Below are 16,609 nucleotides of genomic sequence, written 5' to 3'. Positions count from 1 at the left end.
GGGAGTGGGGGCTCATCAGTGCGGCGCTCCTTCCTCGACGATGCACTGGTGGCGCTCTTCCTTGCCCAGCCAGATGCGGACGAAGTCCACCGCGCCCGAGGCGTAGAGCTTCTGGAAGTCCTGGTAGTCCTGCGCGAAGCGCGGATCCTGCGCGGCCATCTGCGCGAGCAGCGGCAGCGCCTGGGCCCCGCCCGCGCGTACGGCGAAGCGGAAGATGGCCCAGCGCACGCACTCGTCCTGCTCGGCCGGGAAGGCGGTGCGGTAGGCCTCGAGCGCCTTCTCCGGCGTCTCGGTGACGGCGAGCCGGAAGGCCGCCATCTCGCGCACGTCGCGCTCCTTGTCATTCCGCATGATGGTGCTCAGCCGCTCGATGGAGTCCCCGCCGATGATGGGGTTGGAGTAGGACGGCATCTCCAGCGCGAGCAGGCGCACGGCCATGTCCTCGGACTTCTCGCCAATGTCCATCAGCTCCTTCCAATACGGAGCGAAGTTGCCGGTGCGCTCGTAGTCCTCCTTCATCACCCGGCCCAGCGTGCGCGTGGCCACCCAGCCCGCCGAGTCCGTGGACACGTCCATCGCCACCGCCTTGAGCCGCTGGATGTTGGCCGCCGACAGGCTCTTCTGCGACTCGAGCGTGTCCAGCGCCGCGGCGCGGTTGACGAGCTGCGCGCCCGGGTCCTCGCCCATCTTCAGCAGGCGCTCCACCACCTTCGGGTCATGCACGGCGGCGGCGTCCTTGAGCGCCTCCATGAACACGCCCAGCTCTGGCTGCTGCGACTGCTCCGCCCAGTCGAGCACCTGGAGGGCCCGGCTGGTGTCTCCGCCGATCAGCTCCGTAAGGCGCTCCTGGAGGTACTGCGCGAGCTCCCGGTCCCCCGCGCCCACGGCCGAGGCCAGCGCCTGGCGGAAGTTGTCGAGCGAGGTGTTCTTGTCGAACTCGCCCACACCCTCCCAGCACCCCGGCATGGGCAGGATGTCCTCCTTCGGTGTGGCCTCCTTGGGCTGGGCGGAGCCCGCGGCGTTGGCGGAGCCGGTGGCACCCCGCGCCTTCCCGGCGGACCCTTCCGGAGTGGCCGCGGAGTCCGAGGACCCGTCTCCAGCCGGACCGGAGCCGCGCGAGACCAGTGCCGCCCCGAGGACAATGAGTAACAGTGCGCCGAACAGTGCGGCGGCCTTGATGGATGGACGTTGCATGGTGTGAACGGGTATTCCTGGTATCACGAGAAATGATTGGACTTCAAGAATTTCTCAGGGAGTGAGGAGTGTCATGCCGCGTCATCCCAGCTACGCCCCCTCGGTCTCGGGCATGTCGAGCTCGCTGTACTCCGCGCTGGCGGAGCGGCTGGCGAGCAGGTCCGGAGAGGTGTACCCGCTGCACGTAGGGGACACATGGATGGAGCCGCCCGAGGGCTGCCGGATGGAGGACTTCCGGGTGGCGGAGTACCCCGGGATGCACCGCTACGCGCCGGTGCAGGGGATGCCGGGGCTGTTGGATGCGATCGTCGAGCGGGTGCGCGCGAAGACGGGCGTAGCCACGGAGCGCTCACAGGTGCTCGTCACCACGGGGGCCACGGGCGCGCTGGGGGCGATCATCGGCGGGCTGGTGGCGCCGGGAGAGGAGGTGCTCATCCTCGCGCCCTACTGGCCGCTGATCTCCGGCATCGTCACGGCGTTCCACGGCAGGCCGGTGCCGGTGCCCTTCCTGGACTGTGACGGCCCGGAGGCGCTGGTGGCGGCGGTGCGCGAGCGGCTCACGGAGCGCAGCGTGGCGCTCTACCTCAACACGCCCAACAACCCGTCGGGGCGGGTGCTACCGCGCGCATGGGTGGAGGCGCTGGCGGAGCTGGCCCGGCGCGAGGGGCTGTGGCTGCTCTCGGACGAGGTGTACGAGGACTACGTGTACGAGGGCGAGCACACGTACGCGCGCGCACTGGCGCCGGAGCGGACGCTCTCCTCGTATTCCTTCAGCAAGGGCTACGGCATGGCGGGCAACCGGTGTGGCTACGTGGTGGGGCCCGAGGACGCCGTGGCGCAGCTGCGCAAGGTGAGCACCCACTCCTTCTACAGTGCGCCGACCGCCGCGCAGCTGGCCGGGGAGCGCGTGTTGCGAGGGCCGGGAGAGGCCTGGGTGGCCATGGCCTCCGCGAGCTACCGCGACACGGGGAGGAAGGCGGCCGCGCGCCTGGGGGTTCCTCCTCCGGAGGGCAGCACCTTCCTCTTCCTGGACGTCTCCGCGCACCTGGACGAGCGGGGCCTGCCGGGGCTCCTGGAGCGGTGCGTCGAGCGCAACCTGCTGGTGTCTCCGGGGCCCAGCTTCGGACCGTTTCCCCACCACATCCGGCTGTGCTTCACCTGCTCGACGCCCGAGGTGGTGCTGAGGGGGGTGGAGGTGCTGGCCGGGATTCTGCGCCGGTAGACGCAACTTTTCCGTACCAGTTCCCGATACCCCATCATGTCCATCCACCAGTACCGCGGCTGAGCGGAGCCGTGCCGAGCCAGGGGGGCACTCGAGGAGGCTCCCCGGGACCTGGATGGACGCGCGGTGCCGGTTCCCACACCGGCACCGCGTTTTTCTTTGCGGGGGTGCCTCACTCCGCGACGGTGCGCACCTGTTCGCCGTCGAGCACCAGGCGCACGGTGGCCACCTGCGGCTCGCCGAAGTGGTCGTACGCGGCGCGCTCCAACTGCGGCACCAGGGTGGCGCGCAGGCCGCGGGCTCCCGTCTCGCGCTTGAGCGCCCGCGCCACCACCCACTCGCGCACCGTGGGCTCCACCACCAGCGTCAGCCCCTCGTGGGCGAACTCGCGCTCATACGCGCGCAGCACGTTGTCCTCGAGGATCTTGCCCAGCGTCTGCGCGTCCAGCGGCGAGAAGGAGACGATGCGGCTGAAGCGTCCAATCAGCTCCGGAATGAAGCCGTAGCGCGCGAAGGCCGTCGTCTGCTCGAGCTGATCGTCCGTCACCTTTTCCGCGATGGCCGTCTCGCGCTTGCCCGTCTCGCGCCCGAAGCCCATCCGCTCCTTGTGGCCGCCCAGCTCCTCCGCCGTGTGCTTCAGCCCGCTGAAGGCCCCGCAGGCGATGAAGGTCAGCGCCGACAGCTCCATCGGCATGGGCGGCGTGCGGCTGGTGAAGCCGAAGTCCGGCGGAAAGTCCGCCCGCGGCGCGCTCAGCAGGTTGAGCAGGCTGCGCTGCACGCCAAAACCGCTCACGTCCTTGGTGGTCTGCTGTCCGGAGAAGCGGGCATCGGAGCGGCTGGTGGCGAGCTTGTCGAACTCGTCCATGCAGATGGCCCCGCAGGCCGCCCACGCCGCGTCCCCGCCCGCCGCCTCGTACAGGCGCGAGAGCATCGTCGTCACGTCGTCGCCCACGTAGCCCGTCTCGGAGAACTGCGTGGCGTCCACGATGACGGTGGGCACCCCCAGAATCTCCTTGAAGAGCAGCTCCACCAGGAACGTCTTCCCGCTGCCCGTGGGCCCCAGGAACAGACAGTTCTCCCGCGTCCCCGGCTCGGGGGCGAGCCCCTCCAGGTGGATGCGCCGCAGCCGCTGCAGGTGCCGGTAGGTGAGCACCGACGCCGCGCGCCGGGCCTCCTGCTGGCCCCTGTAGCCCAGCTCGGAGAGACGTTGGTCGATCTCACGGGGAGAGAGCACCTCCAACGCGGCGACGCGCTCGCGAACGGAATCGCTGCGCTCGAAGGGGAGGGCCTGCAGGTGGTCGGGACGTGGGCTCATGGAGTGGACGGCATCTTTCCGGTTCGGGACCGCACTGGACAAGCGTTGCCTGCTCTCCACGCCAGTGCCCGCCCGCTCTCGGAGGGGGCATCCAACGCCCGAGGCGGGCCACCAGTGAACATCTCTACCCCCTCTTGCCCCAAGAGACACCTCTCTCGGGCGTGAGGGTGGATAAGTAGGGGGGCATGGAAAAGGTACAGAACGCGCGAGGGCAGGCTCCTCGCCTGGGCGCTTGGGTGGAGCCGGGGGCGGGAGTGCGGTGGCGTGTCTGGGCTCCCGGACACCGCGAGGTGCGGGTGGTGCTGTATGAGCGGGAGGGCCAGCAGCCGGGCGACTCGGTGCCCATGGTGGACGAGGGGGGAGGCTTCTTCTCCGCGACCCTCGCCGGAGCCGGCCCGGGCGTGCGCTACAAGCTGCGGGTGGACGGAGAGGGGCCCTTCCCGGACCCCTGGAGCCGTTCACAGCCGGACGGTGTACACGGCCCCTCCGAGGTGGTGGTGCCCGGCTTCGCCTGGACGGACGCCGCGTGGAAGGGGCCGGACCCGGAAGCCCAGGTCATCTACGAGGTGCACGTGGGCACCGCCACGCCCGAGGGCACCTTCGAGGCCCTCATCCCCCGGTTGCGCTCCTTCAAGGAACTGGGCGTCACCACGCTGGAGCTGATGCCGCTGGCCAGCTTCCCGGGCGTGCGCAACTGGGGCTACGACGGGGTGGACCTCTTCGCTCCGCTCGCCGCCTATGGCGGACCCCAGGGCCTGCGGAGCCTCATCGACGCCGCCCACGCCGAGGGGCTCGCGGTGCTCATCGACGCCGTCTACAACCACTTCGGGCCGGACGGGAACTACCTGCGCTGCTACTCGCCGCACTACTTCACCGGCCGCCACCACACGCCGTGGGGGGATGCCGTCAACTACGACGGCGAGGGCTCCCCGGTGGTGCGCCACCTGGTGCTCTCCAACGTGGAGATGTGGATCCGCGACTACCACGCGGACGGGCTGCGCCTGGACGCCGCCCACGCCATCCTCGACGACGGTTCGTCGCACCTGCTCACGGAGATCGCCGAGTGCGCCCGGGCCTCGGCTCCCGGCCGCCGGGTGGTCGTCATCGCCGAGGACGAGCGCAACGACACGCGCCTGGTGCGCCCGAGGGAGAAGGGCGGCTACGGACTGGACGGCGTCTGGGCGGACGACTTCCACCATCAGATGCGCCGCGCCTTCGCCGGGGACAACGAGGGCTACTACCGCGACTACACCGGCAGCATGGAGGACCTGGCCCGCACGCTGCGGCAGGGCTGGTTCTACGAGGGGCAGGTGTCCCAGGTGGCCGGCCACGCGCGAGGCACGCCCGCCCGGGAGGCGCAACCCTGGCAGCTCGTGCACTGCATCCAGAACCATGATCAGGTGGGCAACCGGGCGCATGGCGAGCGGCTGGGCGCGGACGTCTCCCCGGCCGCCTTCCGCGCGATGAGCGCGCTGCTGCTGCTGTCGCCCTACACGCCGCTGCTCTTCATGGGGCAGGAGTGGAACGCGAGCACACCCTTCCTCTACTTCACGGACCACAACGCCGAATTGGGCAAGCTGGTGACGGAGGGGCGGCGCAAGGAATTCGCCGGCTTCACGCGCTTCTCGGGCGATACGGTGCCGGACCCTCAGGCCGTGGAGACCTTCACGCGCTCGAAGCTCGACTGGAACGAGGCGGCGAAGCCAGAGCACGCGGGAGTGCTCGCCCTCTACCGGGAGCTGCTGCGCCTGCGCGCCACGGACCCGTGTCTGAAGGACACCCGCCGGGGCCAGTTCGACGCGCGGCCCACCGGTGAGCACGGGCTGGTGCTCGAGCGCCGCGGCCCCGGGGGCGCGCTCCAGGTCATCCTCAATGTGCGTGGGACGTTGGAGCACCGGCTGCCCGGGCGCTCCGAGCTCGTGCTGTGGACCGAAGCCCCCCGCTTCGGCGGCACCGTGCACGAGGCACCGCTGCGAAGCGGGGGAGTACGGCTCGAGGGACCCTCGGCCGTGGTGGTGCGTCTCACGGACTGAGTCCCCCGGGAGCCAGGGCGGTGTGCCTCAGAACGCGCCGCCCAACTGGATACCGAAGTTGACGATGTTGCCGTCCTGCGCCAGTCCCAGGTCCTCGCCGCCCACCAGCCGGTAGGTGGCGCGCGCGCCAGCGGTGACGCCGCCGAACTTGTAGTCCACGCCCGCGGCCAACGGCACCTCGGTGACGACGTCGTTCTCGAAGAAGAGCTCTCCGTCCTCGCTCGGGTTGAGCAGACTCACGCCGAAACCCGCGCCGACGAAGGGCCGCAGGCTTCCATTGGCGAGCAGCTCCGGGCCCACCTTGGCCAGCGCGCCCACGTTGTGCCGCCACAGGCCTCCGTCGATGTCCTCGAACGCGTTGCGCGCGCCCTCATAGCCGAGCTCCACGCCCAGCAACGGCAGTGGCCGCGAGTTGGCCTGCACGCCGAGGAATCCACCCGCGGTCGTGTTGTCACCGATGTCACCGGTGTACGTGTTCAAGCCGCCCGACACGGCGACGTTGAGGTCATTGAAGAGGCCGCCTCCTCCGCGCTCTCCGCGGCCCGCGTCGTAGATGCTCTCCTCCGGGGTGATGTCGTCGTCCGGGATGTAGTCGTCCTGGGCCAACGCGGGCACGGCGAACAACGTGGCCGCGGCGATCGCGCCGAGCCCCCACTTCATCTTGAAGCTCATGGTGTTGCCTCCCTGTCCCCCCCACCCTGTCGGGGGGGTCTGTCGAAAACTGGGCGCGGGCCTTGAGGACCGGAAGCGCCCCCTCTCCGTGCGCCATCCCTCCAGGCGGCCAGTGCGACGCACCCGGGGCCGGCTGGGGGTGGGCACACGGAATGTGACTTGTTATACCCCTCACTTCCTACTGACCTGTCAGGTTGGTGGGCAAGCAGCGGCGCGAGGCCCCATCGGGCCGGACGCCCGTATCCCTGGTTTGGAGGTCCATCGGCCCGATGAGACCTCACAGGGAGGGCTGCGCTCGTAACCCCTTGAAAATCCTCAGAAATCTGAGGGAATTGATTGGGAAGTCGAGTGTTTGGAGCCCAACACACGGGATGGGGTGCACGGGAAATTCCCCGGCCGCGCCGAATCCCCTCACACGAAGGAAAGCGACACAGTGAATCGACTCTCTACCCGCCGCATGCGGCTGTCCGCCTTCGGACTCGTCTCCGTCCTCGCCCTCTCCGCCGCTCCGGCGTTGGCGGCCGGCGGCTTCACCTCCGCCACCGCGAAGGCGCATGACGGCAACGTGCCGGGCAACGCCATCGACGGGAGCTCGGGCACCCGCTGGTCCGCGGATGGCATCGGCCAGTGGCTCCAGGGAGACATGGGCGCCGTGAAGTCCCTCACCGCGCTCGACATCGCCTGGTACCGGGGCAATGAGCGCGCCAGCAAGTTCGTCATCTCGACGTCCACGGATGGCACCACCTTCACGCAGGCCTTCTCCGGCACCTCGTCCGGGAAGACGGCCGCCTTCGAGCGCTACACCTTCGCGGCCAGGAATGCCCGCTATGTGCGCGTGACGGTGAATGGCACCACGATGAACACCTGGGCGAGCATCTCCGAGATGGCCGCCATCACCGGTGGTACCACCACGCCACCCACGGAGCCCACGCCGCCCACGACGCCGCCCGCGACGGGCACCGACGTCTTCGGCGTGAAGATGCTCTACCCGACGAAGACGGGCGGCGAGACGTGGTTCCTCAAGGACGCGGCGCTGACGGACTCGCGCTTCGATCCCCAGGACACCATCACCCGCAACGCGGATGGCTCCTGGAAGATGAAGAGCAGCCAGGTGCGCATGCACGCGCTCACCTCCACGGGCTACGACTCGAACAAGATTCCCACGTATGACCGGGACGTGCTGGCGGGCCGTGGCTACATGCAGGCCGCCAACGACTGGAAGAACGTGGAGATGACGGGCTTCATCAAGGTGAACGCCGTCAGCGACGCGAGCGACAACTTCGCCTGGTATGCGCGCGGTGGCCGCCACAACGATGGCCTGGCCTGCGAGGGCTCCTCGTACAAGGGCAGCCTGCACTACGACGGCCGCGTGCGCTGGCAGAAGGAGTCCTGGCACGTGAGCTACGACCAGACGGCCTACAAGACGGGCACCACCGCGCTCAAGGGCCGCTGGGTGGGCTTCAAGTCCATCATGAAGAACGTCCTCTACAACGGGAAGCCCGCGGTGAAGCTGGAGATGTGGCTCAACGAGAACGCGGACAAGGTGACGTGGAAGCAGGTCTACGACATCACGGACTACGGCCAGATTGGTGGCGACTCCACCAACTGCGGTGGCTCCGTGGACGCCATGCCCATCACCTGGGGCGGCCCGCTGGCCACGTTCCGCTGGGACAGCGCCTCGGACGTGGACTTCAAGTGGCTGAGCGTTCGTGAGATCGCCGAGTAGTCATCGCTTCACCCACCCGGCGTGAAGCAGTGAAGCATCGGGCGCGGGGAGCGAGGCTCTCCGCGCCTTTTTCATGTCTGGCGCCGGGCGGGGCGTCTATACCGGCGCTCCATGGAAGCACTCGAGCGTCTGTTCCACATTCGTGAGCGGGGCTCGTCCGTGGGGACGGAGCTGCGCGCGGGCCTGGTGACGTTCCTGACCATGGCGTACATCCTGCTGGTCAACCCGCAGATTCTGTCGGAAGCGGGGATGCCGGTGGCGGATGTGACGGTGGCCACGGCACTGGGGGCGGCGTTCGGCACGCTGCTCATGGGCCTGTACGCCAACTTCCCTTTCGCGCTGGCGCCGGGCATGGGGCTCAACGCCTACTTCACCTATGGCGTGGTGAAGGGCCTGGGCGTGGACTGGCGCTTCGCGCTGACGGCGGTGTTCGTCGAGGGCCTGCTGTTCATCGTGCTGTCCTACGGCGGCATCCGCTCGCTCATCCTCCGGGCCATTCCCGGGCCCATCAAGATGGCCACCACCACGGGCATCGGGCTGTTCCTGGCGCTCATCGGCTTGAGGAACGCGGGGCTGGTGACGGACAGCCCGGCCACGCTGGTGCAACTGGGTGCGCTGCACGCGCCGGCTCCGCTGCTGGCACTGGCGGGACTGCTCATCATCGGGGTGCTGTCGTCGCGCAAGGTGCAGGGCGCGCTGTTGATGGGCATCGCGGTGGTGGCGGTGGCGGCATGGGGGCTGGGCCTGGCGAAGGCGCCCGCCACGTGGGTGAGCGTGCCCTCGCTGCCTCGTGAGACGTTCTGGGCGTTCGACTTCTCGCAGGTGCTGACGGGCAAGTTCCTCACGGTGATGCTGGCGTTCCTGTTCGTGGACCTGTTCGACACGGCGGGCACGCTGCTGGGCGTGGGGCGCATCGGCGGCTTCCTGAAGCCGAACGGAGAGCTGCCGGGCGCGGGCCGGGGCTTCATGGCGGACGCGGTGGGCACCGCGGCGGGCGCGGCGTTCGGGACGAGCACGGTGACGTGCTACATCGAGTCGGCGGCGGGCGTGGAGGAGGGCGGGCGCACGGGGCTGACGGCGGTGGTGGTGGCGGTGCTCTTCCTGCTGTCGCTCTTCTTCGTGCCCACGCTGGCGGCGATTCCTCCAGTGGCGACGGCGCCCGTGCTGGTGGTGGTGGGCGCGTTGATGATGAGCGGGGCGCGCGAGCTGGAGTGGAACCGGATGGATGATGCGCTGCCGGCGTTCCTCACCATCGTGCTGATGCCCTTCACGTACTCCATCGCGAACGGCATCAGCGCGGGCATCGTGTCGTACGCGGCGCTGAAGCTGCTGTCGGGGCGCCCGCGCGAGGCGCACCCGGTGGTGTACGTGCTGGCGGTGCTGCTGGTGCTGCACTACGCCACGAGCGGCGGCGCCTGATTCCGAGGGGATGCGCGCCCGGGGAATGGGCGTCCGGGACTCCGGGTTACCTCCCCAGCCGCCAGTCACGGGGGCCACATTCCGGAGACATTCGGAGGGGGTCCCCTAGGCACGCGCCTCGAAACGTGACACACGGCAATGGCTGCCCCGCACCTGGGTGTGGCCTCCGGCTCAACTCATTGAGGCCGGACAAGAAAGAAGACGAGTAAATGGCAATCGGTACCGTGAAGTGGTTCAACGACGCGAAGGGCTTCGGATTCATCACGCAGGACGGCGGGGGCGAGGACCTCTTCTGCCACCACAGCGCGATCCAGTCCGATGGCTTCCGCTCCCTGCAGGAAGGGCAGAAGGTCGAGTTCGACGTCGCCCGCGGCCCCAAGGGCCTGCAGGCGCAGAACGTCCGTCCTCGCTGAGACGCGCCGTCAGGACCGGCACCGGGCCTGGTCTCCTTCGTGAGGCCGGGCCCTTTTCATTCCGGGGCACGAGGAGTGGCATCTCCCGCCCCAGGTGCTTAATTTGAATGCTCCTGCTGGTGGCACCTTCCGTGCCCGGTGAGCCGATTCAAGGCATTTCAGCACCCTGTAGGCATGGGCCCGCTCCCGGGAAGGGGACGGGTCTGGCCCTCACTCTCTTCCGTGGAGTCCCATGACGGTCACATTCATCAAGCGACAGAAAGAGCGAGCGCGTCAGCAGCGCAATCAGGACAAGCAGGTCAAGCGCGAGGAGCGCAAGCGCGAGAAGGCCGAGCGTCCCGACCGCGCGGTGGGCGGTGTGGATCCGGACATCGCGCACATCGTCCCGGGACCCCAGCCGCCGCTGGACATGTGAGCCCGCTCCCGACAGTCAGGGGGACACCTCTCCGGAGACTTCCGGACGGTGTCCCCTTTTTCATGCCGGGGTGCCCTTGCCGGCAGGCTCCACCCGGAGCCCGCCGGGCACGATGTTCATCCGGTGCTCGGCGGAGGAGTGCTGGGAGCCCCGCATCTTGAGCACCGTCATCGTCCGCTCCAGGCCCTCCGGCTTGCGCGCGTAGTCCATCACCAGGATGGCATCGGGAATGGTGGACAGGTAGGGCGCCGCGGGGTCGTCCCGGGTGAAGGTGCCAATGGTCTGCGTGAGCAGGGCGCTGCGGCTGTGCTCGCGGATGAGCGAGGAGAGCCCGACCATGAACTGACGGAAGCCCCGCTCGGAGGTGGAGTGCTCGATGGAGGAGATGCTGTCCACGACGATGAGTGAGGGCTTGAAGTTCGCCAGCCCCGCGCGCAGCTCCACCAGCAGATCCTCCGGGCTGGTCGCCTCCGGATAGCGGCACTCCACCCGGAGGTTGCCCGAGGCCTCGAGCTCCTTCAGGGACAGGCCGACCTTGGCGAAGTTGCGCATCAGGATGGGCTTGGTCTCCTCGAAGCCGTAGTAGATGACGCGCTCGCCTCGCATCGCACCGGCCCGGGCGTACATGCCGGCGAGCGTCGTCTTGCCGCTGCCCGAGGGCCCGCGCACCAGCACGATGGAGTCGCGCAGCCACCCGCCCTGCGTCATCTCGTCCAGCCCCTTCACGCCACTGGGAAAGCGCTCGTCCTCGCTCAGCTCCGCGCTCTGCCGGGCATCCAGCGGGAAGACGGTGAGGCCCTGCATCGTCATGGTGCAGGGGTACTCGCCCTTGTAGTGCGGGCTGCGCCGGTACTTGTGCACCTCGATGGACCGGCGGCGGCGCTCTCCATCCACGAGGTTGCGCAGGATGAGGACCGTGTCACACACGAAGTCCTCCACGCCCAGCGTGGTGAGCTGCCCGTAGTCCGAGGGCGCCTCCGCGGTCAGGATGGAGGTGAGCCCCAACTGCCGGAAGGCCGCGACGAGCCGGAAGAACTGGCTGCGCAGGTGCGCATCCGTGGGCTTGGGGCTGAAGAGCGCCGTCACCGAGTCCAACACCACCCCGGTGGCCCCGCTCTTCTTCACCAGGTCGGTGATGAGGTGGATGAGCCCCTCCACGTCGAAGTCCCCGCTGACGTGCGTGGGCCCCTCCATGGGCCGCGTGAGGTCGGTGAGGATGATCTTCCCCTCCTTCACCAGGTCCGCCAGTCCGAAGTCGAGGGTGTCCGCGGTGGAGAGCAGATCCTCGGCTGACTCCTCGATGGAGGCGATGATCGTCTTGACGCCCGAGCGAGCCAGATTGCAGGCGCTCTGCAGCGACAGGATGCTCTTACCCGCGCCGCTCCGGCCGGTGATGAGCGTCGCCCGGCCCTTGGGGATACCGCCATGCGTGATGACATCGAGTCCCGGGACGCCGGTGGGCAGCTTCTGGATGGTGCTCATTCCCTCCGCTCTACTCCGGAATGGTCCAGCAAGTCCTCAATGAGTGTGGTGTCTTCCAGGTCGCCCACCACCCAGGTGCGCGGCAGGGGATTGCGCTGGACCAGCGTTGGCGTGAGCAGGATGTGGTCCTCCTCGGCCGAGGAGGGTCTGCCCCGCGCCAGATCGACGACCTTGAAGTCCACCTGGGCGGGGTCGTATCGGGCGAGCAGGCTCTTCATCTGCCGGAGTGCGCGCATGGACGCGGGGGAAGGGCCCGCCGTGTAGAGCACCAGCTCGATACGTGCCATGACCCTCTCCTGTGGGGCGGAAGGTGGAGGGCCTCGGCCCTGGGGCTGCCCGGGCTCGGGTCCCAGCAGCTTCAGCACCTGGGCCACGATGTGGTCCGTCCCCTGCTCCTTGGCGACGACCTGCACGCCCGCGGCGTCTTCCACGTGCGGGGTGCCCGTGAAGATCAACACTTCCGTGTCTCGCAGCAACCCGGCGGAAGCGGCCTGTTTCAGCATCCACGTCCCCGTTCCATCCGGCATTTTGTAGTCGCTGATGACCAGGTGGAACCGGCGCTGTTTCAGCAGCTCCAGCCCCTCCGTCGTCCCCTCCGCGGTGGTGACGGTGAAGCCCGCGAGCTCGAGCGCTCGCTTGAGGAGGTAGCGGGTGACCTCGTCATCGTCCACGCACAGCACTTCTCGGCTCATGAGAGGGAGATGATAACCGGCCTGCTTCACGCGCCGTCCAGGAACGGAGCGGACCTGTCGCTTGCTGTCCATCCGGGGCCGGTGTTAGGGCTGCCCGCAGGAGGTTCCAGATGGGTGAGCTCCACGCTGCGTCCCGGTACATCGGTCTCCTCTCCTTGTCGGCGGCCCTCCTGGAAGCGCTGCTGCTGAAGTTTGTCTTCAAACGTTCGTACGACTGGCGCTCGGGTCTGGCCTCCATCGCGGTGTCGGTGGGCCGGTCCGTCAACGTGCTCGTGCCCGTGGCGTTCGCGCTGCCGGGGGCGTACTGGCTCCACCAGCACCGGCTCTTCGATGCCTCGAACCTGGGCGTGGGCTCGTGGGTCATCCTGTTCTTCGGCGTGGAGTTCCTCTACTACTGGTACCACCGGCTGGGTCACCGCACGCGCTGGTTCTGGCTCTCGCACGCGGTGCACCACACGCCCAACGAGCTCAACCTGACCACGGTGGCCCGGCTCGGCTGGACGAGCAAGCTCACCGGCGCCTACGCCATCTTCACGCCGCTGGCCCTGCTCGGCTTCACGCCCGAGTCCATCCTCACGGCGTACAGCCTGAACCTCTCCTATCAGTTCTGGATTCACGCGGACTGGTTCCCGAAGCTGGGCCCGCTCGAGGGCATCCTCAACACTCCGTCTGCGCATCGCGTCCACCACGCGGCGAACCTCGAGTACCTGGATGCCAACTACGGTGGGGTGCTCCTCCTCTTCGACAGGCTGTTCGGCACCTACATTCCCGAGCGGGACGACGTGCCCTGCCGGTACGGACTGGTGCATCCGCTGACCACGTACAACCCGTTCAAGATCGCCCTGCATCAGTTCGGCCCGTTCCTGCGGGACGTGTGGAGTGCGCGGAGCGCGCGCGAGGTGCTGGGCTACTTCTTCGCGCCGCCGGGCTGGCGGCCGGATGGCAACAGCGAGACCACCGAGGACATGCGGCGCGAGGCCGCGGCCGGGAAGCAGCAGGCCGCGGTGGCCCAGGCGCCCGCGCCAGCGACCGCCGCGTAGCATTGGGGTAAGAGAGAGGGGAGGAGGGGATTTTCATGCCGGAGAGCATCGATCTCAGCTCATGGCGTACGGGAGCGGATGTCCACGAGGAGCAATGGCGCCAGGGCCGCTGGGTGCCCGCCACGGATGTATCCGAGACCTCCGATCAGCTCCTGTTCGAGGTGGAGCTGCCGGGCATGGTCCAGCGGGACATCGAGCTGACCTTCGCCGGCACGCACCTCGTGCTCGAGGGCGTCCGCAATCCCCCCGAGGTGGAGGGGCGGCTGCTGGTGGCGGAGCGCCAGTTCGGTCCCTTCAAGCGTGAGCTGCTCCTTCCCCGGGAGCTCTCGGAGGATCCCGATGCGGGCTACCGTGACGGGGTCCTCTCCATCCGCTTCGCGAAGCGGGGCCGCCAGGAGGCGATGGACACGGAGCCGCTGCCGGAGCCGGGGCAGTGGCCGCGCATCGACGTCCTGGATACGGGGAGCGGGCTGATGCTGCTGGCGGACCTGCCGGGCGTTCCCCAGGGGGCGATCGACATGCGCTTCGAGGGGCGGACGCTGACCCTGCGGGGGCGGAGGGAGTTGGAGACGCCGCACAGGCGCTATCTCCAGTCCGGCCGGCGCGCGGGCGCGTTCTCCCGCACCCTCCTGCTGCCCGAGGGCATGGACGGAGATCGGATCGAGGCCTCCTTCAAGGAGGGCGTGCTGTCCGTGACGCTGCCGGCGAGCGGAGCCACCTCGCGTCCCCGGAAGATGCTGGGGCGTTCCAGCAGGCCGCCCCCGCAGGATCCCCTCCAGCAGCTCCGCGGAGAGCTGGAGGAGCTTCGCGCGCAGCACCAGACCCTCCGGAACGAGATGGATGGCTTCTGGCTGGCGCTCGGATGCGGGCTGCGGATTGCCCAGCTGCCGCTCCACCAGCACCTCCCCGTGGAGGTTTCCCTGCGCGACGGAGAGTCCGCCGTGCAGCGGCAGGTAGTGGAGGCGGTGCGGCGGTTCGTGGAGTTCGCCGGGTTCGACGTCTGGCGCGAGTACCCCTCCGAGGGTGGGCCCTTCGTGGAGCGGTGGCAGGTGCGGACGCGGCGCAAGGAGAGCCAGCTCGAGCTCCAGCAGCGCGTGCTCCGCATGCAGGAGGCACTGGAGCTCGCCCGCTGGGGCGCGACGCAGCCGCAGGAGCCCAGGCCCGAGGAGTTCCGGAACGCCGGACATCAGCAGCTTCCAGCGGAGGCCGCCGAGGCCTGGGCGGAGACCGTCTTCACGCTCGCCCAGGCCCTGCGCGCGGCCGCCGCCGGGGCCTCGCTCCTCCTGGGCACCCTGACCCTGGAGAAGCAGGAGATGGACATGGTCCTGCGCGCCCTGAGCGAGGAGGAGTTGCCCTCCCGCCTGAGGAGCTGGACCGCGGCGGACTGAGTGCCCGCCGCCTACGCCCTGCGGATGCCCACGACTTCTCCGTAGCCACCGGGGATGAAGAAGTCGTGGGTGTCCATGCCCATGATGCGCAGCGCGGTGGTCACGGCGTCCGCGGCCCGGGGCACGCGCTTCGAGGGCTGGCCGTTCTCCTCGATGATGTCCACCGGAACGCCGAGCCCGCGCGGGGTGTACGAGCCCACCTGCCGGTTGGCCGCCACGTTTCCGCCCGCGAAGCAGACCGAGGTGTACGGGTGGTGGTCATCCGGCAGCGAGTAGGTGCCGTCGCTTCCGCGCGAGGCCCAGCTGCGGCCGAACTCGCTCATCACCAGCACGAGCGTGTCATCGAGCAGCGTCTTGCCCGGCTTGCCGGGAGCGGGCGCGGCCTTGAGCTCGCCGAGGAAGCGCGCGACGCAGTCCATGAGTCCGCGGCCGTGCGCGTAGCTGTAGGAATGGCCGAAGCCGTTGTGCGTGTCGAAGTCGAGCTGCAGCGAGACGTGCACCGAGGTGCAGAGGTCCGACTTGAGCAGGCGCAGCGCCAGGTCCATGCGCGGATCCAACCCGGTGAGGTGGAAGTTCGCGCCGCCGAACGTGTACGTGAACGACTGGTTGCCGAGGTAGCTCGCCATGTACGCGGGACGGTTCGCCGTCAGCTGCTCGATGCCCTTGAGGCCCTCCAGCACGGACACCACATCCGTCGCGAGCACGCGCGAGACGGACGTCAGCGAGCCATGCAGGCCCTCGAGGTAGTTGTCCACCTTCGCCGTCGAGCGGTCCATCATCCCCGGGGTGCGCGAGAGCGAGAATCGCTCGATGATGTTCGTCCTCAGGGAGGCACCGGTGGGCTGGCCGCGCGCGTTCACCTCGGCCGTCGCGGTACGCGCATCGAGCCCCGTCCACCAGGAGTTGTCCGTGGGCTTCGCGGAGAGCTGTGGCTTGAGCGCCTGGATGGACGGAACGCGGACGGGTGAGGCGTGCGAGGGCAGTCCCATCCCGAGCGGCGTGCCGCGCTCTCCGGAGACGACGACGAAGGGCAGGGGCCGGCTCTCGCGGTACTTCTCGTACAGGTGGTTCGCGATGACGGAGTGGACGGCGGGCGCCCGGTAGTCCGCACCGGCGACCCCGCACATCGAGGCGATGAAGGCACTCGAGTGGTCGTTGCTGCCCTGGTCGATGCCGTGCAGCACGCTCAGCTGCTCATGCAGCGCGAAGTGCGAGAAGCCGTACATGAGCGGGCTGTAGGTGGTGCTGCGCTCGGCGGGGTTGGCGGGGTTCCACGACTGACAGGTGCGCAGCGGCTTGTACGGTCCGTTCGCGGCCGCGAGGTTCACCACCTTGCTGGCGTCGAAGAAGATGGGCTCGCCGCTGTAGGTGTTGGGCGTGGGCACGCAGAGCGGAATGTCCGCGTCGTCCATCGGGGTGAAGTAGTACGCCGGCCGGTAGCCGCCCGGGATGTAGAGGACGGCGAGCCGGGAGGGGACGTCGATGTCCGCGGCGTGCGCGGCGCTCGAGCCGAGCAGTCCCGCGCGCTCGAGGAGCGCGTACTGTCCCGCCCCGAGGGCCCACTTGAGCAGCGTGCGACGAGAGGTGGTCGTCATGGT

The 16,609-nt window shown here is 68.9% G+C and carries 14 protein-coding genes; 8 read left to right on the top strand and 6 right to left on the bottom strand.

The window, feature by feature from the left end; translation table 11 throughout:
* Window positions 1–15: 15 nt before the first annotated feature.
* Complete coding sequence (locus BO221_RS13170) at window positions 16–1,194, bottom strand: hypothetical protein (protein ID WP_073560741.1); 1,179 nt, start codon at window positions 1,192–1,194, stop codon at window positions 16–18.
* Window positions 1,195–1,267: 73 nt separating this feature from the next.
* Here BO221_RS13170 and BO221_RS13165 point away from each other — a divergent pair, with 73 nt between their 5' ends.
* A complete protein-coding gene (locus BO221_RS13165; RefSeq protein ID WP_073560740.1) occupies window positions 1,268–2,416 on the top strand; it encodes a pyridoxal phosphate-dependent aminotransferase in 1,149 nt (382 codons plus the stop codon).
* A 172-nt stretch (window positions 2,417–2,588) separates the two neighbouring features.
* Here the strand turns inward: BO221_RS13165 and BO221_RS13160 are convergent, their stop codons facing one another.
* The gene (locus BO221_RS13160; protein WP_073560739.1) at window positions 2,589–3,731 is read right to left on the bottom strand and encodes an AAA family ATPase; all 1,143 of its coding nucleotides are present in this window, start codon (window positions 3,729–3,731) and stop codon (window positions 2,589–2,591) included.
* Window positions 3,732–3,916: 185 nt separating this feature from the next.
* Here BO221_RS13160 and treZ point away from each other — a divergent pair, with 185 nt between their 5' ends.
* Window positions 3,917–5,764, top strand: coding sequence for a malto-oligosyltrehalose trehalohydrolase (gene treZ, locus BO221_RS13155; protein WP_073560738.1), 1,848 nt, complete (start codon window positions 3,917–3,919; stop codon window positions 5,762–5,764).
* Between the two features lie 27 nt (window positions 5,765–5,791).
* Here the strand turns inward: treZ and BO221_RS13150 are convergent, their stop codons facing one another.
* Window positions 5,792–6,436, bottom strand: coding sequence for a porin family protein (locus BO221_RS13150; protein ID WP_143195419.1), 645 nt, complete (start codon window positions 6,434–6,436; stop codon window positions 5,792–5,794).
* A gap of 433 nt (window positions 6,437–6,869) precedes the next feature.
* Between BO221_RS13150 and BO221_RS13145 the strand changes: the two genes are divergently transcribed.
* The 4 genes from BO221_RS13145 to BO221_RS13130 all read left to right on the top strand — a co-directional run bounded on the left by BO221_RS13145 (window position 6,870) and on the right by BO221_RS13130 (window position 10,409).
* Window positions 6,870–8,162 carry a discoidin domain-containing protein gene (locus BO221_RS13145; RefSeq protein WP_233165947.1) on the top strand — a complete coding sequence of 431 codons (1,293 nt, stop codon included), beginning with the start codon at window positions 6,870–6,872 and terminating at the stop codon, window positions 8,160–8,162.
* Between the two features lie 111 nt (window positions 8,163–8,273).
* The gene (locus BO221_RS13140) at window positions 8,274–9,581 is read left to right on the top strand and encodes an NCS2 family permease (protein ID WP_073560736.1); all 1,308 of its coding nucleotides are present in this window, start codon (window positions 8,274–8,276) and stop codon (window positions 9,579–9,581) included.
* 209 nt (window positions 9,582–9,790) lie between these two features.
* A complete protein-coding gene (locus tag BO221_RS13135) occupies window positions 9,791–9,994 on the top strand; it encodes a cold-shock protein (RefSeq protein ID WP_073560735.1) in 204 nt (67 codons plus the stop codon).
* A 232-nt stretch (window positions 9,995–10,226) separates the two neighbouring features.
* Window positions 10,227–10,409, top strand: coding sequence for a hypothetical protein (locus tag BO221_RS13130; RefSeq protein WP_043400129.1), 183 nt, complete (start codon window positions 10,227–10,229; stop codon window positions 10,407–10,409).
* A gap of 60 nt (window positions 10,410–10,469) precedes the next feature.
* On the opposite strand, the gene kaiC is transcribed toward BO221_RS13130, so the two are convergent.
* Together kaiC and BO221_RS13120 are read right to left on the bottom strand one after the other, a co-directional pair.
* Entirely contained in the window at window positions 10,470–11,891 is a 1,422-nt protein-coding gene (kaiC, locus tag BO221_RS13125; RefSeq protein ID WP_073560734.1) for a circadian clock protein KaiC, read from the bottom strand.
* A complete protein-coding gene (locus BO221_RS13120) occupies window positions 11,888–12,583 on the bottom strand; it encodes a response regulator (protein ID WP_158079835.1) in 696 nt (231 codons plus the stop codon). The genes kaiC and BO221_RS13120 overlap by 4 nt, the downstream gene beginning before the upstream one ends.
* Before the next feature lie 110 nt (window positions 12,584–12,693).
* On the opposite strand from BO221_RS13120, the gene BO221_RS13115 reads away from it, so the two are divergent.
* Together BO221_RS13115 and BO221_RS13110 are read left to right on the top strand one after the other, a co-directional pair.
* Window positions 12,694–13,623, top strand: a complete 930-nt coding sequence (locus tag BO221_RS13115) for a sterol desaturase family protein (protein WP_073560732.1) — start codon at window positions 12,694–12,696, stop codon at window positions 13,621–13,623.
* Window positions 13,624–13,658: 35 nt separating this feature from the next.
* A complete protein-coding gene (locus BO221_RS13110; RefSeq protein WP_073560731.1) occupies window positions 13,659–15,011 on the top strand; it encodes an Hsp20 family protein in 1,353 nt (450 codons plus the stop codon).
* 11 nt (window positions 15,012–15,022) lie between these two features.
* On the opposite strand, the gene BO221_RS13105 is transcribed toward BO221_RS13110, so the two are convergent.
* Entirely contained in the window at window positions 15,023–16,606 is a 1,584-nt protein-coding gene (locus BO221_RS13105; RefSeq protein WP_198956103.1) for a DUF1501 domain-containing protein, read from the bottom strand.
* Between the last annotated feature and the right edge of the window lie 3 nt (window positions 16,607–16,609).

This window comes from Archangium sp. Cb G35, from assembly GCF_001896145.1.
In the GTDB taxonomy this organism is placed as follows: Bacteria; Myxococcota; Myxococcia; order Myxococcales; family Myxococcaceae; genus Archangium; species Archangium violaceum.
This window is presented reverse-complemented; position numbering and strand designations above follow the sequence as displayed.